At 45.2% G+C, this 26503-nt stretch carries 27 protein-coding genes, 1 tRNA gene and 1 riboswitch; of the genes, 15 read left to right on the top strand and 13 right to left on the bottom strand.

Features of this window, described 5'->3' with window-relative positions; all coding sequences use genetic code 11:
- Positions 1–4: 4 nt before the first annotated feature.
- From oppB to moaA, 7 genes are all read right to left on the bottom strand, one after another.
- Positions 5–925 carry an oligopeptide ABC transporter permease OppB gene (oppB, locus tag DBX26_RS09760; protein WP_014232526.1) on the bottom strand — a complete coding sequence of 307 codons (921 nt, stop codon included), beginning with the start codon at positions 923–925 and terminating at the stop codon, positions 5–7.
- Between the two features lie 129 nt (positions 926–1054).
- Positions 1055–2740, bottom strand: coding sequence for an ABC transporter substrate-binding protein (locus DBX26_RS09765; protein ID WP_118119787.1), 1686 nt, complete (start codon positions 2738–2740; stop codon positions 1055–1057).
- Positions 2741–3301: 561 nt separating this feature from the next.
- Positions 3302–3757, bottom strand: a complete 456-nt coding sequence (moaE, locus tag DBX26_RS09770) for a molybdopterin synthase catalytic subunit MoaE (protein WP_020335667.1) — start codon at positions 3755–3757, stop codon at positions 3302–3304.
- A gap of 1 nt (position 3758) precedes the next feature.
- Positions 3759–4016 carry a molybdopterin synthase sulfur carrier subunit gene (moaD, locus tag DBX26_RS09775; RefSeq protein ID WP_020335669.1) on the bottom strand — a complete coding sequence of 86 codons (258 nt, stop codon included), beginning with the start codon at positions 4014–4016 and terminating at the stop codon, positions 3759–3761.
- Positions 4013–4492, bottom strand: coding sequence for a cyclic pyranopterin monophosphate synthase MoaC (gene moaC, locus DBX26_RS09780; RefSeq protein WP_118118973.1), 480 nt, complete (start codon positions 4490–4492; stop codon positions 4013–4015). Before moaC ends, moaD begins: the two co-directional genes overlap by 4 nt.
- 27 nt (positions 4493–4519) lie before the next feature.
- On the bottom strand, positions 4520–5032 hold the full coding sequence (gene moaB / locus DBX26_RS09785; protein ID WP_014232531.1) for a molybdenum cofactor biosynthesis protein B: 513 nt from the start codon (positions 5030–5032) through the stop codon (positions 4520–4522).
- A 100-nt stretch (positions 5033–5132) separates the two neighbouring features.
- The gene (gene moaA / locus DBX26_RS09790) at positions 5133–6122 is read right to left on the bottom strand and encodes a GTP 3',8-cyclase MoaA (RefSeq protein ID WP_014232532.1); all 990 of its coding nucleotides are present in this window, start codon (positions 6120–6122) and stop codon (positions 5133–5135) included.
- A riboswitch (molybdenum cofactor riboswitch) is annotated at positions 6111–6248 on the bottom strand. (Overlaps the previous gene by 12 nt.)
- A 180-nt stretch (positions 6249–6428) precedes the next feature.
- Here moaA and DBX26_RS09795 point away from each other — a divergent pair.
- On the top strand, positions 6429–7319 hold the full coding sequence (locus DBX26_RS09795; protein WP_118118975.1) for a YvcK family protein: 891 nt from the start codon (positions 6429–6431) through the stop codon (positions 7317–7319).
- An 83-nt stretch (positions 7320–7402) separates the two neighbouring features.
- On the opposite strand, the gene luxU is transcribed toward DBX26_RS09795, so the two are convergent.
- The 3 genes from luxU to uvrB all read right to left on the bottom strand — a co-directional run bounded on the left by luxU (position 7403) and on the right by uvrB (position 11466).
- Positions 7403–7747 carry a quorum-sensing phosphorelay protein LuxU gene (gene luxU / locus DBX26_RS09800; protein ID WP_020335671.1) on the bottom strand — a complete coding sequence of 115 codons (345 nt, stop codon included), beginning with the start codon at positions 7745–7747 and terminating at the stop codon, positions 7403–7405.
- On the bottom strand, positions 7744–9105 hold the full coding sequence (gene luxO, locus DBX26_RS09805) for a quorum-sensing sigma-54 dependent transcriptional regulator LuxO (protein ID WP_049794667.1): 1362 nt from the start codon (positions 9103–9105) through the stop codon (positions 7744–7746). The genes luxU and luxO overlap by 4 nt, the downstream gene beginning before the upstream one ends.
- A 330-nt stretch (positions 9106–9435) precedes the next feature.
- Positions 9436–11466: an excinuclease ABC subunit UvrB gene (gene uvrB / locus DBX26_RS09810; protein ID WP_014232536.1), complete on the bottom strand. Its 2031-nt coding sequence runs from the start codon at positions 11464–11466 to the stop codon at positions 9436–9438.
- Positions 11467–12036: 570 nt separating this feature from the next.
- Here uvrB and DBX26_RS09815 point away from each other — a divergent pair.
- The 10 genes from DBX26_RS09815 to DBX26_RS09860 all read left to right on the top strand — a co-directional run bounded on the left by DBX26_RS09815 (position 12037) and on the right by DBX26_RS09860 (position 20484).
- Positions 12037–12112 (top strand) — tRNA-Asn (locus tag DBX26_RS09815).
- Positions 12113–12570: 458 nt separating this feature from the next.
- Positions 12571–13149 carry an electron transport complex subunit RsxA gene (gene rsxA / locus DBX26_RS09820; protein WP_118118977.1) on the top strand — a complete coding sequence of 193 codons (579 nt, stop codon included), beginning with the start codon at positions 12571–12573 and terminating at the stop codon, positions 13147–13149.
- Positions 13150–13152: 3 nt separating this feature from the next.
- Positions 13153–13734: an electron transport complex subunit RsxB gene (gene rsxB, locus DBX26_RS09825; RefSeq protein WP_118118979.1), complete on the top strand. Its 582-nt coding sequence runs from the start codon at positions 13153–13155 to the stop codon at positions 13732–13734.
- A 23-nt stretch (positions 13735–13757) separates the two neighbouring features.
- A complete protein-coding gene (gene rsxC / locus DBX26_RS09830) occupies positions 13758–16367 on the top strand; it encodes an electron transport complex subunit RsxC (protein WP_118118981.1) in 2610 nt (869 codons plus the stop codon).
- The gene (gene rsxD / locus DBX26_RS09835) at positions 16367–17413 is read left to right on the top strand and encodes an electron transport complex subunit RsxD (RefSeq protein ID WP_118118983.1); all 1047 of its coding nucleotides are present in this window, start codon (positions 16367–16369) and stop codon (positions 17411–17413) included. The genes rsxC and rsxD overlap by 1 nt, the downstream gene beginning before the upstream one ends.
- A gap of 7 nt (positions 17414–17420) precedes the next feature.
- Complete coding sequence (gene rsxG / locus DBX26_RS09840; RefSeq protein ID WP_014232541.1) at positions 17421–18053, top strand: electron transport complex subunit RsxG; 633 nt, start codon at positions 17421–17423, stop codon at positions 18051–18053.
- Positions 18050–18742, top strand: a complete 693-nt coding sequence (locus DBX26_RS09845; protein ID WP_118118985.1) for an electron transport complex subunit E — start codon at positions 18050–18052, stop codon at positions 18740–18742. The genes rsxG and DBX26_RS09845 overlap by 4 nt, the downstream gene beginning before the upstream one ends.
- A 75-nt stretch (positions 18743–18817) precedes the next feature.
- Positions 18818–19459, top strand: coding sequence for an endonuclease III (nth, locus tag DBX26_RS09850; RefSeq protein ID WP_014232543.1), 642 nt, complete (start codon positions 18818–18820; stop codon positions 19457–19459).
- Between the two features lie 32 nt (positions 19460–19491).
- Positions 19492–19908 (top strand): lactoylglutathione lyase, encoded by a 417-nt coding sequence (gene gloA / locus DBX26_RS09855; RefSeq protein ID WP_014232544.1) that lies wholly within the window; start codon positions 19492–19494, stop codon positions 19906–19908.
- Between the two features lie 141 nt (positions 19909–20049).
- Complete coding sequence (locus DBX26_RS09860; protein WP_014232545.1) at positions 20050–20484, top strand: DUF2753 domain-containing protein; 435 nt, start codon at positions 20050–20052, stop codon at positions 20482–20484.
- Positions 20485–20562: 78 nt separating this feature from the next.
- Here DBX26_RS09860 and DBX26_RS09865 read toward each other — a convergent pair whose 3' ends face one another.
- A complete protein-coding gene (locus tag DBX26_RS09865; RefSeq protein WP_014232546.1) occupies positions 20563–21444 on the bottom strand; it encodes an OmpA family protein in 882 nt (293 codons plus the stop codon).
- Between the two features lie 317 nt (positions 21445–21761).
- On the opposite strand from DBX26_RS09865, the gene rnt reads away from it, so the two are divergent.
- Entirely contained in the window at positions 21762–22412 is a 651-nt protein-coding gene (gene rnt, locus DBX26_RS09870) for a ribonuclease T (RefSeq protein ID WP_118118987.1), read from the top strand.
- Between the two features lie 21 nt (positions 22413–22433).
- Positions 22434–23759 (top strand): Na+/H+ antiporter family protein, encoded by a 1326-nt coding sequence (locus DBX26_RS09875; protein WP_014232548.1) that lies wholly within the window; start codon positions 22434–22436, stop codon positions 23757–23759.
- Between the two features lie 85 nt (positions 23760–23844).
- On the opposite strand, the gene DBX26_RS09880 is transcribed toward DBX26_RS09875, so the two are convergent.
- A complete protein-coding gene (locus DBX26_RS09880) occupies positions 23845–24474 on the bottom strand; it encodes a DsbA family protein (RefSeq protein WP_020335679.1) in 630 nt (209 codons plus the stop codon).
- A gap of 76 nt (positions 24475–24550) precedes the next feature.
- Positions 24551–24886: a Grx4 family monothiol glutaredoxin gene (locus tag DBX26_RS09885; RefSeq protein ID WP_014232550.1), complete on the bottom strand. Its 336-nt coding sequence runs from the start codon at positions 24884–24886 to the stop codon at positions 24551–24553.
- A 283-nt stretch (positions 24887–25169) separates the two neighbouring features.
- On the opposite strand from DBX26_RS09885, the gene sodB reads away from it, so the two are divergent.
- Together sodB and DBX26_RS09895 are read left to right on the top strand one after the other, a co-directional pair.
- Entirely contained in the window at positions 25170–25754 is a 585-nt protein-coding gene (gene sodB / locus DBX26_RS09890) for a superoxide dismutase [Fe] (RefSeq protein ID WP_014232551.1), read from the top strand.
- Between the two features lie 154 nt (positions 25755–25908).
- Positions 25909–26412 (top strand): VC2046/SO_2500 family protein, encoded by a 504-nt coding sequence (locus tag DBX26_RS09895; RefSeq protein WP_118118989.1) that lies wholly within the window; start codon positions 25909–25911, stop codon positions 26410–26412.
- Positions 26413–26503: the final 91 nt, after the last annotated feature.

Below are 26503 nucleotides of genomic sequence, written 5' to 3' on the forward strand. Positions count from 1 at the left end.
CCTGTTAGTAGCGAATTTTCGGGTCAATCATTGCTAGTAGGATATCGACAATCGCGTTGAATAAGATAAATAGGAAACCAATCAGAATGGTTACACCCATTACTAGCGAGTAGTCACGGTTAAATGCAGCGTTAACGAAAAGCTTACCAATGCCTGGTAGACCAAAGATGGTTTCGATAACAACAGAACCGGTAATGATACCTACGAAAGCAGGACCCATGTATGAAACGACAGGGAGTAGTGCTGGCTTAAGTGCGTGCTTAAGGATGATGTAACGGTAACTTAGACCTTTCGCGCGTGCGGTACGAATAAAGTTACTGTTTAATGTTTCAATCATCGAGCCACGAGTAATACGTGCGAATGTTGCAACGTAAAGCAATGACATACCAATCACTGGAAGTACGAGGTACTTCAAGCCACCATCTTGCCAGCCACCCGCAGGGAAAAGATGCCAGTGAAGAGAGAATAGGTAGATCAGTGCCGGAGCCAATACGAATGATGGCATGACAACGCCTATCATCGCCGTTGACATAATCGTGTAATCAACCCAGGTATTCTGTTTTAAAGCGGCTATTGTGCCAACCGTCACCCCCATTATCAGAGTGAAAATGAAGGCAATGAAACCCACTTTTGCAGATACAGGTAACGCAACAGAAATCAGTTCATTAACTGAGTAATCCAGGTACTTAAATGACGGTCCGAAGTCACCTTGGATAACGTTAAACAAGTAAGTCGTGTATTGCTCGAATACTGGCTTATCTAGGCCATATTTAGCTTCGATGTTAGCCATAACTTCTGGTGGTAGTGGACGTTCTGTCGAGAATGGATTTCCCGGAGCAAAACGCATGAGAAAGAAAGATACGGTGATCAAAACCAACATTGTTGGGATCGCCTCAAATATCCTTTTTGCGATGAATTTAAGCATAAACTCACTCTTTCAGTCTGTGACAGTGTAAATGAAAACCAAATGTCCTAATTTTGGACACAACATAGGCGCTGCATGCGATCTCTCACATGCAGTGCCTAATTTTTTATAATTCTATCTGATTAAGATTTACTCGGTGATGTATAGGTCTTTTGAGTAGATCTTTTCTTCTGCGTTGTTAGCTGGGAAGCCACCAACTTTAGGAGACAGTAAACGTGATTTCACGTACTGGTAGATAGGTGCAATTGGCATATCCTTCGCCATCAGTTTCTCTGCTTCCAAGTATAGTGCTTGGCGCTGTTCGTCTGATGTAGAAGCAAATGCTTTGTTCATGATCTCGTCGTATTCTTTGCTATCGTAGTGAATACCACCAGTGGTGTTGTTGCTCATCATTAGCGTTAGGAATGACGAAGCTTCGTTGTAGTCACCACACCAACCTGCACGAGCCACTTCGAAGTTACCTGAGTCTTTAGTTGATAGGTAGGTTTTCCACTCTTGGTTTTCTAGAGTGACATCTAGACCCAGAGTCTTCTTCCACATAGAACCTAGAGCAACCGCCACTTTCTTGTGGTTCTCTGAAGTGTTGTAAAGAAGGTTGAATTTCAGTGGGTTATCTTTACCGTAGCCTGCTTCTTCCAGAAGACGTGCTGCTTCGGCGTTACGCTCTTCCTGAGTCATCTTACCGTAAGCTGGAGTTTCAGGGTTGAAGCCTGCTGTGATTTCAGGCGTTAGGAAGTAAGCTGGCTTTTGGCCTTGGCCCATTATTGCGTTACTGACAATGTCACGGTCGATCGCGTAAGAGATCGCTTTACGTACACGTACATCATCAAACGGTGCTTTCTTGGTGTTGAACAGGTAGTAGTAAGTACACAAGTTACCCACTACTGATAGTGATTCTGGATGTTCTTTTTGCAGACGTTTGAAGTGTTCTACAGGCACATCGTAACTGATGTTAATTTCACCCGCGAGGAAACGGTTCATTTCCGCTACCTGGTTTTCGATAGGTAGGAACGTAACTTTATCCAAAGTCGTGTGTTCGTTGTCCCAGTATTGCTCGTTACGCTTCAATACCAAGCGCTCGTTCACAACCCAGTTATCAACAACATATGCGCCGTTACCTACAAAGTTCTCTGGTTTGGTCCACTGATCACCGAATTTTTCAACAGTAGCTTGGTGAACTGGCTTAACCGTTGTGTGGCCCATCATCATTACGAAGTACGGTACTGCAGTATCAAGCTCAACAACCAACGTCTGGTCGTCAACCGCTTTCACGCCTAGCTCGCTTTTATCTTTTTTACCAGCAACGATGTCTTTCGCATTCTTCATCTTGGTGTATTCCATGTACCAAGCGTATGGAGAAGCGGTTGCAGGATCGACTGCACGCTGGAAGCTGTAGACGAAATCGCCGGCCGTAACAGGATCGCCGTTAGACCATTTTGCGTCTTTGCGTAGGTGGAAAGTGAATGTTTTGTTGTCTGCAGTTTCCCAAGATTCAGCAACACCAGGGATGGTATTACCATCTGCATCTTGGTTTACAAGGCCTTCAAGTAGATCGCGAATCACGTGAGATTCAGGAACACCTTGTGATTTGTGTGGGTCGATTGTCGCTACTTCTGTACCGTTACCACGCACTAATTCTTGAACCGCAGCAAGTTTTGGCTCCGAAGAATCAGATTTCGCTTCAGAGGCAGGGGCTGGTGCAGGAGCAGGCTGAGCTGCTTGCTTCTCTTCTGGCTTATCACCACCACAACCAGCAAGAGCTAGAGAAAGACCAGCGCCAATGAATAAAGCGCGCGTGATTTTATTCTTATACATGCGTAAAACTCCAAATTTTTTTGTTAGCATCCATGACCTCTTTGTAGGTTCACAAAAACGGGCTGTGATTTAGATCTTTTTAGCGCCAAAACTAAGCACCAAGAACCTAAAACCATACAAAGACTGCGGCACACATTAGCAATCATTGAAGTTATTTGCCATAAAAATGTAGCAAAAAGACCGATAATCCTGTATCTGTCGCACAAATCCAGCAAAAAAAGCTGATTAAAAACATTTTGCTAGTCCAATGGCTAGCTCAATCTCTCCTCAACAGATTAAAGTTTCGATTAATCTAAATTTAAACCAATTAGCAGCATCATATACTAAGCATATGCACAAACTTAACACTTCTGACACAAAGAACTTAGCAAACGTTTGCTTATGTATTGTTTAGAGCGATCCAATATTGTGCAAATTTATGGAGTAATAGAGACGAATAGCTTGCGTTTTATGTGGGCAATAAATGTACAACCTTTATATATAAAAAGGTAAATATAAAAAAAGCTAAGCACCTGTAATGCTTAGCTTTTAACTTTCATTGTGCGAGAAATACTTTCTACTCTACTTTTGCCAACGCTGTGCAGCTTTGTGATCAGTGTCTCTTGATTCGATCCAGCGATTTTCAGTCGTTGTGCGTTCTTTTTTCCAAAATGGTGCTTTCGTTTTTAGATAATCCATAATGAATTCGCACGCTTCAAATGCCGCACCTCGATGAGCGCTAGAAACACCAACAAAAACAATTTGATCACCGATATCCAAATCACCAATACGGTGGATAACACGCACACCAAGTAATGGCCAACGATCTTCAGCTTGATTACAAATGTCGATAAGGCTCTTTTCTGTCATACCAGGATAATGTTCTAGATGCAGACCAACAACGTTATCGCCTAAGTTCATATCGCGCACTTTACCGATAAATGTCACGACGGCACCAGAAGACGTTCCTTCGGACAAACCTTGGTATTCTTGATCGACAGAAAAATCTTCAGCCTGTACAGAAACACGAGGATCCATCTTAACCTCCAGTCACTGGCGGGAAGAATGCCACTTCGTCTCCCGCTTTCACTTCAGTATCTAACGGCACAATAGATTGGTTAACTGCTGCAAGTAGCTTTCCGGGCTCGAGAGCTAAGTCCCACTTGCCGTCTTTTTCCGTGCCCTTTTCGACCAAATGAGCACGAACCGCTTCTACCGTTTCAAATTGCCCTTCTAAATCAACACTGTCGATTCCCACCAACTCACGTGTCTGGGCGAAGAAAAGTACTTTAATCATGATTCTGCCTTGAAGTGTCCTGATTTTCCGCCCGTCTTCTCAAGAAGACGAACCTGACCAATGACCATATCTTTTTGCACCGCTTTACACATGTCATAAATAGTCAACGCTGCGACAGAAGCCGCCGTTAACGCTTCCATCTCTACGCCTGTTTTACCTGCAAGTTTACAAACAGACTCGATACGAACCTTGCTCTCCGATTCAATTGCTTCTAACTGAACTTCAACTTTAGACAGTAAAAGCGGATGACAAAGCGGAATCAGATCCCAGGTTTTTTTCGCGGCTTGAATACCTGCTATACGTGCGGTAGCAAACACATCGCCTTTATGATGTTGGCCAGAGACAATCAACTCGAGTGTTTCTGGTGCCATGTGCACAAATGCTTCTGCTCTTGCTTCACGGACCGTTTCCGATTTCGCTGAAACATCGACCATGTTAGCTTCGCCGGATGCATTAATGTGTGTAAATTGGGTCATTGCTTTTCCTTCACTTAGTAGAAAAGGTTATACAGATAGGTGTGGCATAAAGTTACAAGGGCGGTGACTTGCGTCCATCTGTTGCTTGATTATTTTCGTCCAACCAGTGCGGCATGCACCTGTAGACCCTGGCATAGCAAAGATGACGGTATGGTTAGCAAAACCAGCAATTGCACGTGACTGGATAGTCGATGTGCCAATCTCTTCATAAGAAACCATACGGAATAACTCGCCAAAGCCTTCCACTTCTTTATCAAAAAGCGGCTTAAGTGCTTCTGGAGTGCTGTCACGAGAAGTAAAACCTGTACCACCGGTGATCATGACCGCTTGTACGTTTTCGTCGGCAATCCACTGAGAAACAATTGCTCGAATCTTATACATATCATCAATGACGATTTGCTTATCAACGACATTGTGGCCGGCTTCCTGGGCGTGTTCTACAAGGTAGCGACCTGATGTGTCATTTTCTTCAGTACGAGTGTCAGATACCGTTAGAACGGCAATATTTGCAGGTTGAAATTTGCTTTCAGCGTGACCCATTAGTTCACCTATTCTCTAAAGTTAGCTTGGATTCGTTATATCGATTCAGGAAATATCATCGAGAAAGCCCGCGAGCTTCCTCTATAAAAGTTGTGTGATGTTAGCCGCCAATGGACGCGAGATGAGGCGTCATCCCAGTGTTGCCATCATGCAAGAAGTGACTGACAGACTTAGTCTGCAGCTGAGCTTGAATACGCTCAATTAACTCATTCTCTTGTTCATCACCTTGCAGAAGGTCACGTAAGTCAATGCCATGCTCGCCAAACAAACATAGATGCAGCTTACCCATGGCAGAAACACGCAGCCGGTTACAGCTCTCACAAAAGTCCTTCTCATAAGGCATAATTAGCCCAATTTCACCCTTGTAATCCGGATGAACAAATACCTGAGCAGGGCCATCATTGTGAGAACGGACTTTCAGTAGCCATCCATTAGCAATGAGCTGATTACGGATCGCAACACCAGAAACGTGATGCTTATTAAACAAGTCATCCATTTCACCCGTCTGCATCAGTTCAATAAAACGCAATTGAATTGGTCTATCTTTGATCCAGTTGAGGAAGGCAGGCAGCTCGTGATGGTTGAGATCTTTCATCAACACCACGTTCACTTTCACTTGTTCATAGCCGACTTCAAACGCACGCTCGATACCATTCATCACTTCGGTGAACTTATTCTCACCTGTGATTTGATGGAACATGCGTGGGTCCAGACTATCCACACTCACATTGATGTGCGTGAGGCCAGCTTCGCGCCAGTCTGCAACCTGTTTGGCCATGCGATAGCCATTTGTCGTTGTCGCGACTTTCTCAATACCAGGTGTCGTTGCGACAGCATGGATGATGTCAGTAAAGTCCTTACGTAAACTTGGCTCACCGCCAGTAATGCGGACTTTTGAAGTACCACAATCTGCAAACGCGGTGACTACCCGCTTAATTTCAGGTAGCGATAAAAAAGACGAGTTTTTTTTGCCCGAAGGTTTATAACCATCAGGCAGGCAATAGGTACATTTGAAATTACAAACGTCAGTTACAGACAGACGTAAGTAATAGAATTTACGATGAAATTTGTCTTCGAATTGTTGCGCCACGGAACACCTTTCCAAACACGGGAGGCGTGGTCATTTCCAACCAAGCCCTTGTGGCAGTATGCCACTGGCTCAGAACACCTATCCTTAATCGAACTTAGTGTTGTGAGCTCGGAGTTATGGCAACCAGAGAAAGTAAAACTCTGATAGCTTTGCTGTGTAAAATACTGAATATTTATAAGGGAATCCAGACTTGAGCACTAAAAAATATCTCAAGTCACACAATTTACCGCTAAGTGAGTACCGTTAGTGCACTCATTACGTTAAATTGTAGCCGTTTTTACGAATTTTATTAGAAGAATGTAACGTATGAATATCTATACGGATAACAAAGTAGTCGCAGTTGGCGGTGGCCATGGTTTAGGTAGAATGTTAGCAGCACTGAGCGATTTTCGTGGCAACGCGACGGGCATCGTCGCTACCACGGATAATGGCGGCTCCACTGGCCGAATTCGTCATTGTCAGGGTGGTATCGCTTGGGGTGATATGCGCAACTGCATCAACCAGTTGATCACTGAACCATCAATCAGTTCAATGATGTTCGAGTATCGCTTCAAGGGCAGTGGCGAACTTGATGGTCACAATTTAGGTAATTTAATGCTCACCGCTCTGGACAACCTTTCGGTCCGTCCATTGGATGCGATCAATCTCATCCGCAATATGCTTAAAGTCGATGTGAATATTCTACCTATGTCAGAGCACCCATCCGATCTGTCTGCCCTATCTGTCGATGGCAAATGGGTCACCGGAGAAACCAATGTCGACCACATGGAGGCTGACCTTCGCCGTTTAGACCTTTCTCCTGAAGTACCCGCAACAAAAGAAGCAATAGCAGCATTATCAGAGGCTAATGCCATTGTTCTGGGGCCGGGAAGCTTTCTGACCAGCATCATGCCACCACTGTTATTGCCAGAGCTAGGTAAAGCGATCGCCAACAATAAAAACGCCAAAGTCATTTTTGTCGCGAACTTGAGTCCGGAATATGGTCCTGCCGGCCGTATGAGCATGGAGCAAAAATTAGAATGGTGTGAGCGCGCATTGCAAGGCAGAAAAATCGATGTCGTTCTTGCTGAAAAAGCAGAACAAGAAGTGCTCGATAGATGGAATGTGGTCACCGAGTCACTGGCTTCAAGCAATCGCGACTGGCGTCATGACCGTAATAAACTCAAGAAAGCCATCGAAGATCAACTTGTTAGCTAGAGTTAATCTTATCCAGAAAAAGTAAAGCCCTTCACTGAATGTGAGGGGCTTTACTTTTAAACTTCACTGTCACTTCTTGTCGGTTATAGGCTCCAGGAGCGGTAAACCTCTTGTGTATCGCGCAGAACGTCGATCATGGTAGTGGCTTCTTCTCCTTCTACCGCCAACTCTCCCGCTTTCGCTTTCTTATCAATAGAGATTGCTAAGTCACACAAACGATCAGCACCAAAACTGGCAGCACTGCTTTTTAACGCATGGCTGATTTCTTTCAAATATACCAGTTGATCGGCGTCATCGAACTGAGACAAGTTTCTAATATAAGTGTCTATTTCACCTAAAAAAATATCAAGCAACACTGGTACATTGTCGCTGCCAATCTCCATGGACAGATCGTCTATTTTCTTTTGGTTAAGTATATTCATGCTCATACCTTTTGCCGCTCATCCTTGCTGTTCCATGCTTGTAGCTTACGGTAAATCGTCGATGGGCTGACATCTAGATACCCTGCTGCTCGAGGAATATTACCGTCACACGCTTCAATTGCGCGTTCAATAGCCGTTTTTTCCGTAATCCACAGTGGCACAATGTCCGAGGCTGTCATCACTTGAGACTCAACTGTGGCGCTTGATGTCTTACGCTCCAAAGGTTGATTCAATGGAGGCGGAAGCATATCCAAAGTAATTTCTTTACCGTGATTTAACACCACGATATTGCGAAGCACGTTTTGTAACTGACGTACGTTACCGGGCCATTCATAGTTATTAAATCGATCTATCACTTCTTGAGAAAAGCGTACAAAGCCTTTCCCCTCTTCATGAGACATATAACCCAATAAAGAATAAGCAATTTCGACAACGTCTTCGCCACGCTCACGCAAAGGTGGAAGATGCAATGGTATTACGTATAAGCGGTAATATAGGTCTTCACGAAAGCGCCCTTCCTGAACCTCTTTCCAAGGGTCACGGTTGGTGGCGCACACAAAGCGCACATCCACGCTTTTCATTTTTGAGGAGCCGACTTTCTGGAAGGTACCAGTCTGGATAAATCGCAACAACTTGGTCTGTAAGTCCAAATCCATTTCACACAATTCATCAAGGAAAAGCGTGCCGCCATCCGCTAATTCTGCCGCACCTTGACGATCATTCGCCGCACCAGTAAACGCGCCTTTTACGTGACCAAACAATTCACTTTCAATCAGATCTTTCGGGATCGCTGCACAGTTAATCGCAATAAATGGTTTATCACCTCGTTTACTTGCGGCATGGATAGCTTCGGCACACACCTCTTTACCCGTACCACTTTCACCAGTAATGAAAATACTCGCCTTACTGCTCGCGGCTGAGTCAATGGTGCGGTAAACCTGCTGCATGGTTTGGCTACTACCGATGAAACCCTGATAATTCTGGTTTCCGGGATTATCCGCTTCGTTTTTTAACTTGGTCGCTTTTCGTATCGCATTGTTCACCGTGACACGTAATCGGTCGGCTTCACACGGTTTAATCAAAAAGTCTTGAGAGCCATGACGCATCGCTTCTACCGCAGTATCAATAGAGCCGTGTGCAGTCATAAAGATGATAGGAACGTCTGGGTGACTTTGTTTCACTGCATGCAGAACGTCCATACCCGTCATGTCAGGCAGACGAAGATCAAGCAGAATAAGATCGGGGATACGATGTTTCAGGCTTTCGATCGCATCACGCCCGGTACCGACAATATTGATGTCAATACCTAGTGGCGTCAGGTAAGAGCGATACAACGCCGCAACCGACGCAGTATCCTCGACCATTAGCAGATAACGAGCCTTTGGATCTTTGGTAGTTTGTTGTTGCATAACCTAGCTAGCTTTTTTGTAATCTTTTAAACAATAATCGCATTACGCTTTGCATTATGCAAATAACAATACATAAATCAGGGGCAATTTAGATCAATAAAAACAGAGATCAATAAGTTAAGAATTTGGCATAAATCATGCTCGATTAACTATGACCCCTCGGGTCACCTAGCCAACTGACGTTGTTAGTGAACATTATGTTCGCAAATAAAGCCAATAGAAACGACTGCCTATTGGCTTCTTTTTTGCCTGCAATATCAGGTTAATCAGTGATTAGCGTCAAGATCAGCTATTAGCGATAAACTGAGCACGCAGTTTTTCAATCTCATCACGTTTTTCAGCCGCCAGCTCAAACTCAAGGTCTTGAGCATGCTGGTACATCGCTGCTTCCAGTCTGCTGATTTCTTTTTCCAACTGTTGTGGCGACATGACTTCATAAGACTGAGACGGCTCCGCGACTTTCGATAATGGAACCTGTTTGCCAGTGCGCTGACGTTTGGACTTAGTGATATCACCTAGCTCCATGATGTCTTTGATATTGCGCGTCAATGCCTGCGGTACAATCCCCATTTCTTCATTGTACGCTTGCTGCTTCTCACGACGACGGTTGGTTTCATCCATCGCTTTCTTCATCGACTTGGTGATGGAGTCGGCATACAAAATGGCCTTACCTTCGATGTTTCGAGCAGCACGGCCGATAGTCTGGATCAGTGAGCGTTCCGAGCGCAAGAAGCCTTCTTTATCAGCATCCAATATCGCCACCAGCGACACTTCCGGCATATCCAAACCTTCTCGTAATAAGTTGATACCGACAAGCACGTCAAATTCGCCTAGTCGAAGATCTCGAATAATCTCGACACGCTCTACGGTATCAATATCGGAGTGAAGATAACGGACACGCACATCGTGTTCATGCAGATATTCGGTCAAATCTTCTGCCATACGTTTGGTCAACGTTGTAACGAGGACTCGTTCATCTTTCACCGCACGAATACGAATCTCGGAAAGCAGATCATCGACCTGCGTCGCGACGGGACGAACTTCCAGTATAGGATCAAGTAATCCCGTAGGGCGAACAACTTGATCAGCAATATCGCCATCGGATTTTTCGAGCTCATAGTTACCCGGTGTCGCAGAAACAAAAATAGTCTGCGGCGCAAGCGATTCAAACTCTTCAAATTTAAGCGGGCGGTTATCCAGTGCTGAAGGTAAACGAAACCCGAATTCCACCAACGTTTCTTTACGAGAACGGTCACCTTTATACATGGCGCCAATTTGTGGGACGGTTACGTGTGACTCGTCAATAATCAATAAACCATCATGTGGTAGATAATCAAAAAGTGTCGGTGGCGGCTCTCCCTCAGCGCGACCACTGAGGTAACGAGAGTAGTTTTCGATTCCCGAGCAGAATCCAAGCTCATTCATCATCTCGATATCGAACTGTGTGCGCTGACTGATACGTTGTTCTTCCAACAGCTTATTGTTGTCCAATAACTGCTTTTTACGTACTTCGAGTTCCACTTTGATATTCTCTATCGCTTCTAGGACGCGATCGCGAGGCGTAACGTAATGCGTTTTCGGATAGATGGTATAACGCGGTAAATCGCGCTGTTTCACAACTCCGGTAAGTGGGTCAAACACGCTGATGCAGTCGACTTCGTCATCAAACATTTCAACTCGAACTGCATCTTGATCGGATTCAGCAGGAAAGATATCAATCACTTCACCACGAACGCGAAACTGGCCTCGCTCAAAGGCTACATCGTTACGTGAGTATTGCAGCTCAGCCAAGCGACGAAGCATGTCACGTTGGTCGATCACGTCGCCACGACGTAAATGCAACATCATTTGCAGATAAGACTCAGGATCACCCAAACCGTAAATGGCAGAGACCGACGCGACGATAATGGCATCTTTACGCTCTAATAACGCTTTGGTCGCGGATAATCGCATCTGTTCAATGTGAGCGTTAACAGATGCGTCTTTTTCGATAAACGTATCGGTGGTTGGCACATAAGCTTCTGGCTGGTAGTAATCGTAGTAAGAAACGAAATACTCAACCGCATTATTCGGGAAAAATGACTTCATCTCTCCATAAAGCTGCGCGGCCAGAGTTTTGTTAGGTGCGAGCAAAATTGCAGGACGTTGCGCTTGAGCGATCACATTCGCTAATGTGAATGTCTTACCTGAACCTGTCACACCTAACAGTGTCTGATGTGCTAAACCCGAGTCTAACCCATCAAGTAATTGCTTAATTGCATCGGGTTGATCTCCTGATGGCTGATAACTAGAAACCAGCTCATAAACTTTGCTCATACCGTTCCTTAACTCTACTACGGACTAACTGTATATATACACACTATATATACACCTTAGTCAATGAAATCTATGCCTGTCGGTGTATTATCGACCATTACTATTAAATTTGTGCCTTTGTACAACTCGCTATAGCCTTACCTGAGATGCTCTGATATAGTACGTCGCCCTAGTCAATGATTATTCTCAAATATCATTTAACTTATTTCCACAACTTTTCCCCAAAAAGCAGTACAAAGTAAGCTTATCCCCTAAAGTCTAATTTTTATCCACTTTGACTATTTCTACTCGATTACCAATAAACCTCTGTATTATCTGCCTAATTAGTGCATAATCCTGCTTATAAATGCAGAAAAAATAAACCGTGTTGCATATCAATTAACTTTACTCAGATTTCATCAACACACTTATCCACAAATTTAGTGGATAAGTAACCCTAGCCCTTTACTGGTAAGCCATACAAAAAAGTAAAGAGCCAACCGTGATATTTTTTCAAAAAAATGTATTTTATTCCTGTTGACAGTGGATTTTGGGGTCGGTAAGATTTGCCCCGCTTTCAAGCAAAGCAATTCCCCCTTAGTTCAGTTGGTAGAACGGCGGACTGTTAATCCGTATGTCGCAGGTTCGAGTCCCGCAGGGGGAGCCAAATTTCAGAAAAAGCCGTGTCGCAAGACGCGGCTTTTTCGTATCTAAGCTGCGACTTACTTGTTCCAAGTAAATGTCTCAAAGCTGGCCGCCCGCGTTGAGTCCCGACAAGGGGAGGCAATTTCTAGAAAGGTCCGTGTCATAAAACGCGGCTTTTTCGTTTCCAAGCTGCGAATGATTTGTTCCAAGTGAATGTCTCAGACCGAAATTTTGGGCCACTTAGCCACCCGAGTCACTTTCCGACAAGATGCGTCAAAATCTGCTTAAGCAACAATCCTCTTCTCCTCTTTTGTCTTACAAATCATTCACCAAATCTCTTATTTCGATAAAAATTCATCTATCTGAATCACATAGACGGCTATTTTTCCACCGTGTATATAAAACCACATCGTTCACTGGTTGTTATTGGTGTCACAAAACACGATAATATTGGGATCGGATTTTAAGAACGTAAAAACTATGACCGAATATGTTTTGTTGTTAGTCGGCACTGTGCTGGTAAACAACTTTGTACTGGTAAAATTTTTGGGCCTCTGTCCGTTTATGGGCGTGTCCAAAAAACTGGAAACAGCAATAGGTATGGGCTTAGCAACCACTTTCGTGCTAACGCTCGCGTCGGTGTGTTCATATTTAGTAGAAAGCTACATCCTTCGCCCATTAGGTATCGAATATCTAAGAACCATGAATTTCATCTTGGTTATCGCTGTTGTGGTTCAGTTCACAGAGATGGTTGTGCACAAAACCAGCCCGACACTCTATCGCCTACTCGGCATCTTCTTACCGCTCATTACCACTAACTGTGCGGTACTTGGTGTTGCGCTGCTCAATATCAATGAGAACCATAACTTCATCGAATCTATCATTTATGGCTTTGGTGCAGCAGTCGGTTTTTCTATGGTATTAATTCTATTTGCCTCTATGCGTGAGCGAATTGCTGCCGCAGATGTACCGCTTCCTTTTAAAGGGGCCTCTATCGCTATGATCACTGCTGGTTTGATGTCGCTTGCCTTTATGGGCTTTACTGGTTTGGTGAAGTAAACGATGAGTACGATTCTAATTGCGATCATCGCACTCGCTGTGCTTGCTGCGATTTTCGGAGCCATCCTCGGATTTGCTTCTATTCGCTTCAAAGTTGAGGCGGACCCTATCGTCGATCAGATCGATGCTATTTTGCCTCAAACCCAGTGTGGCCAATGTGGCTATCCAGGCTGTCGCCCTTATGCTGAAGCGATTGCCAATGGTGACCATATCAACAAATGTCCTCCTGGCGGTCAGGCAACAATAGAAAAGCTGGCCGATCTCATGGGCGTAGAGCCAGAAGAGTCGGCACACGATCTTGATAATAAAGTTCCTACGGTCGCGTTCATTCATGAAGACATGTGCATTGGCTGTACCAAATGCATTCAGGCTTGTCCTGTCGATGCCATTGTTGGTGGCACCAAGGCCCTTCATACCGTTATCAAAGAAGAATGTACTGGTTGTGACTTGTGCGTAGCGCCATGTCCGACTGACTGTATTGAAATGATTCCTGTGGCAACCACCACAGACAGCTGGAAGTGGAAACTTAATACCATTCCAGTTGTGGATATTACGGATGCTGCCAAAGATGCAGCGAACGTGTAAGATTCAATTAATTAAGGTTTCGTATGTTGTCTTTGATTGAACAAATTCGTACTGGGTCGCTTTGGGATTTCCCAGGCGGTGTGCATCCGGCAGAAAATAAAAAACAATCCAATAAAGCAGAATTACTACGCGCAGCAATTCCGGCAGAGATCGTTCTGCCATTGAAACAGCATATTGGTAAAGCAGGTAACCTACTTGTTGCCGCAGGTGACAATGTACTAAAAGGCCAGCCTTTAACACAATCCGAAACCGGTTTTACGGTACCTGTTCATGCGCCAACATCAGGTAAAATCACCGCGATCGAGCCTAGAACGGTCGCTCACCCATCAGGGCTAAGTGAACTGTGCGCGGTTATCACGCCTGACGGTAAAGATACGTGGTGTGAGAAAACCCCTGTTGTCGATTACACACAAGAATCTGCAGATGCGCTAATAGACGTTATTCGTCTTGCGGGTATTTCGGGTATGGGTGGCGCAGGTTTCCCAACCGCGAAGAAAATTCAATCTGGTGTTGCTCGAACGGAAATCCTGATTGTCAACGCAGCGGAATGTGAGCCATATATTACAGCCGACGACAAACTTATTCAGGAACATGCCGATGAACTGATTCAGGGCATTGAGATTGTCGAACATATCCTAAAACCAAAACTGACGATCATTGGTATCGAAGATAACAAGCCAGATGCGATCAAAGCATTGGAGAATGCAGCTTTAAACAAAGACATTGTTATCCGCGTCATTCCAACGAAATACCCTTCAGGTGGCGAAAAGCAACTGATCAAAATTCTGACCAACAAAGAAGTACCGAGCGGTGCGATCCCTGCTGATATCGGCATTCTGGTTCAAAACGTAGGTTCTTTGTATTCAATCAAACGTGCCGTCATTGATGGCGAGCCAATGATTGAACGCGTTGTCACTCTGACAGGTAAAACCTTTAAGACGCCACGCAACGTATGGGCTCTTTTGGGAACACCTGTTCAAGCGTTGCTTGATGAATTTGGCTACAAGGCCGATAAAAAGCTCCAACGTTTGATCATGGGCGGCCCAATGATGGGATTCACACTGCCCCACTCCCATGTTCCGATTACCAAGACGGCCAACTGTATTCTTGCGCCAACTCGCTTTGAGATCTCAGCCAGTCAATACGAAATGGAATGTATCCGCTGTGGTCAATGTGCTGAAGCTTGCCCGGCGTCACTGCTTCCTCAGCAACTACTTTGGCACTCCAAAGCGGAAGAGTATGAAAAGCTTGAAGAGTTAAACCTCAAAGACTGTATTGAGTGTGGTGCTTGTGCATTTGTTTGCCCAAGTGAAATTCCACTGGTGCAATACTATCGCCAGGCAAAAGCCGAAATTCGCACCCGAGCGCAAGAAGCAGAAGCAGCTGAGCGAGCAAAACAGCGCTTTGAAGAGAAAAAAGCGCGTATGGAACGCGAAAAAGAAGAGCGAGAAAACCGCTTTAAGAAAGCAGCTGATGAACGCCGCAAAGATATGAAGTCTAAAGGTGGCGACGATGCGATAGCCGCTGCGATTGCGCGTGTGAAAGCTCAAAAAGCTAATGCAGAAGAGAAAGCAGAACCTGCCGTGAAACCAGCGGTGGCTGCTGCGATAGCAAAAGCAAAAGCCAAACAAGCCGCTGCCGCGGAAGCAGGCGCTGCAGAACCGGATAACACCGAGATGGCCAAGCTGCGTGAAGAGCGCAAGCGCCTGGCTAGAGAACGCAAAGCAGAAAAAGAGCAAAGTGAAGGTTCAGCCGATACTGATGATAAAAAGTCAGCCGTGGCCGCTGCTATTGCTCGCGCCAAAGCGAAAAAGGCACAGCAAGAAGACACCAGCACCTCTGCTGAACCGGAAGATAAAAAAGCAGCGGTTGCTGCGGCTATAGCTCGTGCTAAAGCACGCAAGGCAGGACAAGAAGCAGAAGCAAAACCTGCTGAAGAAAAGGCTCCGGCTGAACAAGCAGACGATCCGAAGAAAGCCGCTGTCGCGGCAGCTATTGCCCGTGCTAAAGCACGCAAGGCAGGGCAAGAAGCAGAAGCAAAACCTGCTGAAGATGCAGCGCCAGCCGAACAAACCGACGATCCGAAGAAAGCCGCCGTAGCTGCTGCCATTGCTCGTGCGAAAGCTCGTAAAGCTCAGCAAGAATCAGAAGCAAAACCGTCTGAAGATGAAGCGTCGGCTGAACAACCCGACGATCCGAAGAAAGCCGCTGTCGCTGCGGCTATTGCACGTGCCAAAGCTCGTAAAGCTCAGCAAGAAACAGAAGTAAAACCTGCTGAAGATGCAGCGCCGGCTGAACAAACAGACGATCCGAAGAAAGCCGCTGTCGCTGCGGCTATTGCACGTGCCAAAGCTCGTAAAGCTCAGCAAGAATCAGAAGCAAAACCTGCTGAAGATGAAGCGCCGACTGAACAAACCGACGATCCGAAGAAAGCCGCTGTCGCCGCTGCCATTGCTCGTGCGAAAGCTCGTAAAGCACAGCAAGAATCAGAAGCAAAACCTGCTGAAGATGAAACGCCAGCTGAGCAAACTGAAGACCCGAAGAAAGCCGCTGTCGCTGCTGCCATTGCTCGCGCGAAAGCACGTAAAGCTCAGCAGGAAGCAGATAAAAATAATACCGAGGAGAACGAGTAATGTCGTTTTTTATAGCCAGCTCACCGCATACCCACAGTCGTCGTAGCACGCCTGATTTGATGAAATGGGTGGCACTGTGTGCGATCCCTGGTTTAGCGGCTCAAACTTACTTTTTTGGCTGGGGAACACTGATCCAGCTTATTTTTGCCATTGCTGTTGCGATATCTCTGGAAGCATTAGTGATGATCGCTCGCAAGCGCTCTCCAGTTCGAGCTCTTCGAGATAACAGTGCCATCGTTACCGCTTGGCTGCTGGCTGTTGCTATTCCGCCTTGGTCTCCTTGGTGGCTGACTGTGATCGGCTTAGTGTTTGCGATTGTCATAGCCAAACATCTCTATGGTGGCCTTGGGCAGAATCTGTTTAACCCTGCGATGGTGGCTTATGTTGTGCTGCTTATCTCCTTCCCTGTTCAAATGACGAGCTGGAGTGTTCCGACATCTCTGATTCCGGATCACGTGAATTTTGCCGACGTCCTGTCGCTGATTTTTACTGGGTTTGATGGTGATGGCCTATCACTTCAGCAAGTTCGTGCAGGCGTAGATGGCGTGACAATGGCAACACCACTCGATGCTTTTAAAACTGGGCTGCATACTGGTGCAACTCCAGGTGAAATCCTGTCACAGCCTATTTTTTCTGGTTTAGCGGGTGTTGGTTGGCAATGGGTCAATATTGCTTACTTTATTGGTGGCCTGGTGATGATCAAAAAGCGTCTCATCCAGTGGTACATTCCGGTGGGCTTCTTAGCGAGCCTGACCTTGTTTAGTCTGGTATTCTCGCTAATCACTCCGGGAGAAACAGCGTCCCCGATCTTCCACTTGCTATCGGGCGCGACCATGCTGGGTGCTTTCTTTATCGCTACGGATCCAGTCTCTGCTTCAACTACGGTAAAAGGTCGCCTAATCTTTGGCGCTTTAATTGGTGCACTCGTCTTTATCATTCGCAGTTGGGGTGGATTCCCTGATGGCGTTGCATTCGCCGTTCTGCTAGCCAATATGTGCGTGCCACTGATTGACTACTACACCAAACCTAGAACTTACGGTCACTGAGGTAAACATGTTAACCGCAATTAGAAAAAATGGTCTGACACTCGCTATCTTTGCTTGTGCCACAACAGGTCTGGTGGCATTGACTCAGTACTTAACCGAAGATCAAATCAAACAACAAGAACGCAAACAGTTGTTGTCGGTGCTTAATCAGGTCATTCCTGAGACCATGCATGACAACGCGTTAACGCAGGCCTGCACCATGGTCAGCTCACCTGAGCTAGGAGCATATGCGATGCCCGCTTATATTGCGACGAAAGATGGCGAACCAACCGCGATCGCGATTGAGTCTATCGCCCCAGACGGTTACAACGGTGAGATAAAAGTCATCACAGGTATTGATAGTGAAGGGAAAATTCTGGGAACTCGCGTCCTTAGCCAAAAAGAAACACCAGGGTTAGGCGATAAAATCGACCTTCGTGTATCAGATTGGATCCTGAGTTTTACCGGAAAAGAAGTCACAGAAGCAAACTGGAACTCTTGGCGAGTTCGTAAAGACGGCGGTGATTTTGATCAGTTTACTGGCGCGACAATTACGCCAAGAGCAGTGGTCAAAGTGGTGAGAAACACCGTAAACTATGTCAATAACACCCGTGACGAGATTCTTAGTCAGCCCCTAGACTGCGCAGGAGGCAACCAATGAGTGAAAACAAACTGCTGATGAAAAACGGCATGTGGAACAACAACCCGGCATTAGTTCAATTGCTTGGTCTTTGTCCTCTGCTGGCTGTGTCATCTACGATCACAAACGCACTTGGCCTTGGCATTGCTACGCTATTGGTGCTGGTCGGCTCAAACGTGACGGTCTCTCTTATCCGTAACTACGTGCCAAAAGAGGTCCGTATTCCGGTCTTCGTAATGATCATTGCTTCACTGGTTACCTGTGTACAGCTGTTAATGAATGCTTACGCGTACGGTTTGTATCTTTCACTCGGTATTTTTATCCCGCTGATCGTAACCAACTGTATTATTATCGGCCGCGCAGAAGCTTACGCGTCGAAAAACGATGTACTGCCTTCAGCGTTAGACGGTTTATGGATGGGTCTGGGCATGACCAGTGTACTAGTTGTACTAGGTGCAATGCGTGAGCTCATTGGTAACGGCACGTTATTCGACGGTGCAGATTTACTACTAGGCGATTGGGCAGCTTCACTTAGAATTGAAGTGTTCCACTTTGATAGCAGCTTTCTTCTGGCTCTACTACCGCCAGGCGCTTTCATTGGTGTTGGCTTGCTGATCGCCTTAAAAAATATTATCGATAACTCGATTCAGGCACGACAACCAAAAGAAGAAAAACCGACCATTGAACGTGCCCGCGTCACCAACGCTTAGTACGCAGAATAAAAAATTAGGCTCTACCATTCGTAGGGCCTTTTTAATCCGCCAAGACGGTACTGGAAATCCGCAATGAACAAAGTCAAAAGAATTGAAATTTTAGAACGATTAAGGGAAAACAACCCAAACCCTCAGACCGAGCTAAACTGGAACTCTCCCTTTGAACTGCTTATCGCTGTATTGCTCTCAGCACAAGCGACGGATGTGAGCGTAAACAAAGCCACTGACAAGCTCTTCCCTGTTGCAAATACGCCACAGAGCATGTTTGATTTAGGTGTTGATGGCTTAAAAGAATACATCAAGACCATTGGCCTGTTTAATTCGAAGGCAGAAAACACCATCAAAACCTGTAAGATCTTGCTGGAAAAGCACAATGGTGAAGTTCCGGAAGATCGTGCAGCACTTGAGGCTCTGCCGGGCGTAGGAAGAAAAACGGCAAACGTTGTGCTCAACACCGCTTTTGGCTGGCCCACCATTGCCGTCGATACGCATATTTATCGTGTCTCTAATCGCACGAAATTTGCGATGGGCAAAACGGTCGATGATGTCGAGCACAAACTATTAAAAGTGGTACCTAAAGAGTTTAAACTCGATGTTCACCACTGGCTCATTCTTCATGGACGCTATACTTGTTTGGCGAGAAAACCACGCTGCGGTAGCTGCATCATTGAAGATTTGTGCGAATATAAAGAGAAAGTATATCCAGATAGTTAATGCCATTTGAAAATGAAAGCTAGGAGTTAAAAATGTCAAACGGTCGAATTCTACACACTATGCTACGCGTTGGTGATCTAGACAAATCAATCAAGTTTTACACTGACGTTATGGGTATGAAGCTGCTTCGTACCAATGAAAACAAAGAGTACGAGTACACACTTGCCTTCCTAGGCTTCGGCGATGAGTCAGAAGGTGCGGTTATTGAGCTGACTTACAACTGGGGTACAACCGAGTATGACCTGGGCAATGCTTATGGTCATATCGCAATCGGCGTAGATGACATCTACACGACTTGTGACGCTATTAAAGCGGTTGGCGGTAATGTAACGCGTGAACCAGGTCCGGTTAAAGGTGGTACGACTCACATCGCTTTCGTAAAAGATCCAGATGGCTACATGATCGAGCTGATCCAAAACAAACAAGCAACGGCAGGCTTAGAAGGCTAATACTTCTCTAGTGAACGGTAGTTACAAGCATGAACGAAAGGCAGGTGTGAGACCTGCCTTTTTATTTGTAAACAAAACACTTTACTTGATAATAATTATCGTTTAGATTTAAGTCCAACTTCGATATGTGGGATAACGATAATGATCAGTGAATGGGAAAAACACACACTTCTGGCCGATACCGCCCTTCAATTAGATGACCCTATACGTAGTATTCTTCATTATCAACAGGCGCTTAGGTTAAGTGAAGACATCAGTGAATGTGTGGAGATTGAAGCTGACGAACGCCTGTTAATCTCAGTTATTTCCTGTCATAACCTAGCACAATTCTGGCGCTGGGCAGGTGACACAGAATATGAGCTCCGATACCTTCAACTGGCGTCTGAAAGAGTCCTGACTCTCATTCCTCAATGCCCAAATAAGGACTGCGCAAGCTTTATGGAATCCATTGGTTGCTGCACAAAAGCACTGATTGATTTTATGAAACGTCATCCTAACCCTGTGATTGCTAAACAAGTTGAAAAAATCGACACCGCCACTAACTGTGAAATCATTGCCAAGTTTCGCCTGAACTAGAGGAAACGGCTCAAGTCCGTTTTAATACAGGTTCTATCAAATCACTCTCACCAACAGCAATCTAAAGTGACGCGAACACTAGACTTGTGTTCGCCCCAAAGAAATCACAACGCGGCGGTTTTTATCTTTACCAATTGGCGAGTTATTGTCAGCAATTGGTCGACGCTTACCATAGCCTTGCACCTGAATACGATCTTCTGGTAGACCTAAGGATTTGAAATAGTTTCGTAGCGATTCTGCACGTCTTTCCGATAAATCCTGGCTGGCACTTTTGCCATCGGTCGAGTCGGTATAAGTGGCGACCAGCACTAAATCAATGTCTTGATTATGGCGGACATAATCCGCTATTTGCGACAATCGCTTTTTAGATGCTTTGGTCAGTTGATCGCCCAGACGCTGGTAATGCAAAATCGTAAACGCAATATCTTCAAAACTGTACTTCAATAAATTGGCAATACAATCGCTGAAGGCGTCGTATTTACTTTGAAACAACACCGATGACAGTGCAACTTCGATTCTTTGATCACCACTTTGCCAGTCCTGATAACTAAAGGTTGGATAACGGCCTTTCTCTAACTCAGACAAAATACCCCACGCGGTTTGACCACCCACGTAGCCGTCAAACTGCTTGAAGAATTTTAGGTTAGTAATGCGATCCGCATGCTCACCCGGACGCCATGGTGGAGGCATCGATATCAGGCTCACACTGCGAGTCTCCCCCATTGGGCGACGCATCTTTAACTCGAAGTCTAAATTGATCTTTTTACTCGCATGTGACGAAAATACCGCGTCACCGAAACTTGGGATGGGATGTACAAGTTGACATTCGAGTGGTGTGTTAACAATCATCTCCCATTGAGACTGCTGCGGCGTTGCGACATAGCGCTTGCTCAACTCCGCGTGACTGCTAGCGCTAAACAATGAAAACATAACACCACTGGTTATCAGCCATTTATTCATCTGCGATCATTCTCTTAAATGGCAGTCTTTTGCCGCCAATCTGCATCAATTCAAAAACAATCACTTCTAATGCAATAATCCCGCCAATAACTAAACCAATCCTGTTTTATACCTGCTAGCAATCAATATTTGCGGTCAGATTAATGGACGGCGACAAAATAAAAGTAGCGTTTCAGTGGCTGTTACCTACGGATTTCGCACCACTGTGACGAATTGAGTATCTAAAAAGCAGAATTGTATTTTTATCTGATATTGCGGTTTTTCTCATCGTAAGAATCTGTAATAATGCCGCCCTCGTCACACAAAAATAAGCCAACATGACAATAGAAAATGAAGCTCTAACCCTGAAAAAGCGTTTTCGTGGTTATTTCCCTGTGGTAGTTGACGTTGAGACCGCGGGTTTCAATGCTCAAACTGATGCACTTTTAGAAATATGTGCCGTTACCCTTCGCATGGATGAAGACGGTGTCCTGCATCCAGCCTCTACCATTCATTTTCATGTTGAGCCGTTTGAAGGTGCGAACTTGGAGAAAGAAGCGTTAGAATTCAATGGCATTCGTGACCCTTTTAGCCCACTACGTGGCGCAGTTTCTGAACAAGAAGCGTTAAAAGAAATTTATAAGCTCATCCGTAAAGAGCAAAAAGCCGCAGACTGTTCACGAGCGATCATGGTTGCGCATAATGCCGCTTTCGACCTAGGTTTTGTTAACGCAGCGAACGAACGTTGCAAACTAAAACGAGTCCCTTTCCATCCGTTTGCCACTTTTGACACAGCTGCACTAAGTGGTCTTGCTTACGGCCAAACCGTTCTTGCTAAAGCATGTAAAACGGCGGGTATGGAATTCGACAATCGTGAAGCGCATTCGGCACTTTACGATACACAACAAACTGCAGAGTTATTCTGTGGCATTGTTAACAAATGGAAGGCCCTGGGTGGTTGGCCGCTTGTTGACGAAAATAATAAGTAAACACAATATATTGGAAAAAGTATGAATCCTGTCGTTATTTCTGTTTGCGTCATGCTCGTGTTAGCGTTGATGCGGGTAAACGTGGTGGTCGCCCTCACGTTCAGTGCCATTGTCGGTGGTCTTGTCGCTGGCATGAGCCTAGGCGATACCGTTGCTGCTTTTGAAAGCGGTCTCGGTGGCGGTGCTACTATTGCTTTAAGCTACGCGATGCTCGGTACATTTGCCGTTGCAATCTCTAAGTCTGGTATTACTGATCTTTTAGCTAAAGATGTGATTAAACGCATCAATGGTAAAGAAAGTTCTGCATCAACGACCGGTTTAAAATACGCGGTATTGGTAGCATTGATCTTAGTTACCATGTCTTCTCAGAACGTGATTCCTGTCCATATCGCCTTTATTCCAATTTTGATTCCACCTCTTTTGGGCGTATTTGCGAAGCTTAAATTGGATCGCCGTCTGATTGCCTGTGTTCTGACTTTTGGCCTAATCACGCCATACATGGTGTTACCTGTAGGTTTTGGTGGCATCTTCTTAAACAACATCCTATTAAAGAACTTACATGACAACGGCCTAGAAAACGTTGTGGCAAGCCAAGTTCCAACGGCGATGTTGCTTCCTGGCGCAGGTATGATTTTTGGCTTATTGATCGCGATTTTTGTCAGCTACCGTAAGCCTCGTATCTATGAAGAAACCGAGTTAACCGTTGTCCATGAAACAAATCATGTGATCAACAAACAGCACATCCTTGTCGCTGCGATCGGCATTGTTGCTGCGTTGAGTGTTCAGTTATACACGGGTTCAATGATCATTGGTGCACTGGCTGGTTTCATGGTCTTTACCTTTGGTGGCGTGATTGCGTGGAAAGAAACGCACGACGTATTCACTAAAGGCGTTCACATGATGGCTATGATTGGCTTTATAATGATCGCTGCAGCAGGTTTTGCCGCAGTAATGAAGCAAACTGGTGGCGTAGAAACCTTGGTTCAATCACTTTCAACAAGTATCGGCGATAACAAACCACTGGCTGCATTGCTGATGTTGGTTGTGGGCTTGCTGGTAACTATGGGTATTGGCTCATCGTTCTCAACGATCCCAATTATTGCGACCATTTATGTACCTCTTTCATTAGCGTTTGGCTTCTCACCGATGGCAACAATTGCACTAGTTGGTACCGCAGCAGCACTCGGTGACGCAGGTTCTCCAGCTTCTGACTCAACATTAGGTCCAACGTCGGGTCTGAATGCCGATGGCCAACATGAGCACATTTGGGAAACCGTAGTACCGACTTTTATCCACTACAATATCCCACTGATCATCTTCGGTTGGATTGCTGCAATGGTGCTTTAGTATCCGTTCTTTAATAGAATTCGTTGATACACTTAGTTACGAAAAAGCCGCTCAATGAGCGGCTTGTTCTTATCTAAAATCTACATTACTGTGCAGGCATATTATCGATGATGCGTTCACGAATTAGCTTTAGCGTTGTTTCCGTCGACAAATAATCAACTTCAATCGGGAAATAGGCATCGTTGATTTGCAGAACCAAACTCGGATAAGAGTTCACTCCAAGGCTTCTGGCTAAACTCAGCTGATCTTGGAATACGCCCTCTAAAAGGGTGCCATCCATATCGTTTTTGAACTGCTGGACATTCAAGCCAATCTCTTTTGCTAGCTGTAAATGCGTCGCTTCCTCATGAGGTGGTAACGCTCGCAGATAATAAGCATGCTGAATCGCTTCCAACATCTGTTCATAGCTGTCCTGAAAACCCGCAGCAATCACAGCTCGGCAAGACTGGTAAGTACTTCTTACTGGCGTACACAATTTCCAAAAGTCGTAGTTGAACTTAGTTCCTAACTGACGCTCAATCTGCTGCCAAATCCCTTCGAGCTTTTGTTGCATCTCTGGTGGCATTGGTAAATTTGTATCTGGTGCAAGCCCACCCACCACATACTCAAATTGAATCACACCCGGCAGTTGCTGCTTCAGTTTATCGATGGTTGGTTTGTATCCCCAACACCAACTGCACATAGGATCATGCACGTAGTAAAGCTTTATGTTCATTCCACTACCTTAAAAAAGAAAAAAGGAGCCAGTGCGGCTCCCTCGTATTCTATCGCTAAATGTGAGTATTTACGAATTACTCAGCTTCACCTTCAGCGCGTGCTGCAGCTTCTTTGATCAGCGGCTGAAGTTCACCTTTCTGGAACATTTCCAGGATGATGTCACAACCACCAATTAGCTCACCTTCAATCCACAGTTGTGGGAACGTTGGCCATTGCGCGTATTTTGGTAACTCAGCACGGATGTCTGGGTTTTGTAGAATGTCTACGTAAGCGAACTTCTCACCACATGCCATTAGTGCTTGTGACGCTTGAGAAGAGAAACCACAGCTTGGCAGTTTCGGTGATCCTTTCATGTACAGCAGGATAGAGTTTTCTGAAATCTGCTGTTTGATTTTGTCGATAGTTTCCATCGCTTCCTCATTCATAGGTTTTAACTTTGTTTATCTGCCACATTCTACTCAATAACGGCAGAATAAAAACCATATAATTGATATGGTTTAAACTAAGCTTGTTTGATGACGCAAGATTCATCACTTCGTCACAGCTAACATCTTAAAATATTTTCATATCGGGGTTTTAATAAAGTAAAAACTTGCTAAAATACCTAGCAAGTCAGTCGTATCGACTCAGAACGAATAAAAACACTGGAAGCAATCGAAAGGTTACCCTTTCATATCAATGGAGAATCGAGTAATGGCATTTGAACTACCAGCTCTTCCTTACGCGAAAGACGCACTAGAACCACACATCTCAGCAGAGACTCTAGATTACCACCACGGTAAGCACCACAACACTTACGTAGTTAAGCTAAACGGTCTTATTCCTGGTACTGAGTTCGAAGGCAAAACTCTAGAAGAGATCATCAAGACTTCTACTGGTGGCGTATTCAACAACGCTGCTCAAATCTGGAACCACACGTTCTACTGGCACTGTCTAGCTCCAAACGCGGGCGGCGAGCCAACTGGCGCAGTTGCTGATGCAATCAACGCAGCATTCGGTTCTTTCGAAGAATTCAAAGCGAAGTTCACTGATGCAGCAATCAACAACTTCGGTTCTTCATGGACTTGGCTAGTTAAGAAGGCTGACGGTTCTCTAGACATCGTTAACACTTCTAACGCAGCAACTCCTCTAACAGAAGAAGGTGTAACTCCACTTCTAACTGTTGACCTATGGGAACACGCGTACTACATCGATTACCGCAACGTACGTCCTGATTACATGAACGGCTTCTGGGCTCTTGTAAACTGGGATTTCGTAGCAGAGAACCTAGCGAAGTAATTTACTTCCCCCTAGTTCAATTTAGTCTTATTCAAAAGCTCGCTATTACAGCGGGCTTTTTTATTACAGCCCCCTTCAATACCCTCTTAGTGCTTTCTTTTTTCTAAAGTTCTTCTCTTTCATGCCGCTATAAAAGCATCTTACGAGGAGCATCATGCAAATTCATACTTTAGACAAAGCAGCAATTATTAACGAACTACAATTCGGTTATGGTATTAATAGTGCCGTACACGAAGGTCGTCGTGCCGATTTTGCTTTGATTCTATCTATGTTTTCGAACGATGTGCGCGATGTGGTTCCTGTAGAAGAAGTCAGCGAAGTAAAGGCAAGTGACGACGTTCTACGTCAGCAATTTGGCCTTTCTCAACCACAAAATTTGCGTTCAGACAGCAGCAGTTATGAACTCGCTGCCGAACAAGCGAAACAGTTTCATAATGCAGGCTTACCTTCCGCAAAGCTTAGCCACTACCTCAAGCCAGATGCGCTAACTTATATGCCCCAAGACACCTTTAACCTTCCAGAAGAGGTCTACCATAACCTATCAGGCCATGAGCGACGTCGTTTAGGTTCGAGAAATCAGACTCTTATTGCTGATGCCGGGCTATATAACCAACTGGTTACCGCTCAGCGCCAATACCAAATTCAAACTCGGGCTTAGTATTCAACTTTTCACTACCTGATTACACTTGTAACACATACGAAATGTGACGACTTACTAATTCCCACACAATAGTCTTCCCCCAAAAGCG

It is taken from the genome of Vibrio sp. dhg (assembly GCF_003443775.1).
Lineage (GTDB): Bacteria > Pseudomonadota > Gammaproteobacteria > Enterobacterales > Vibrionaceae > Vibrio > Vibrio natriegens.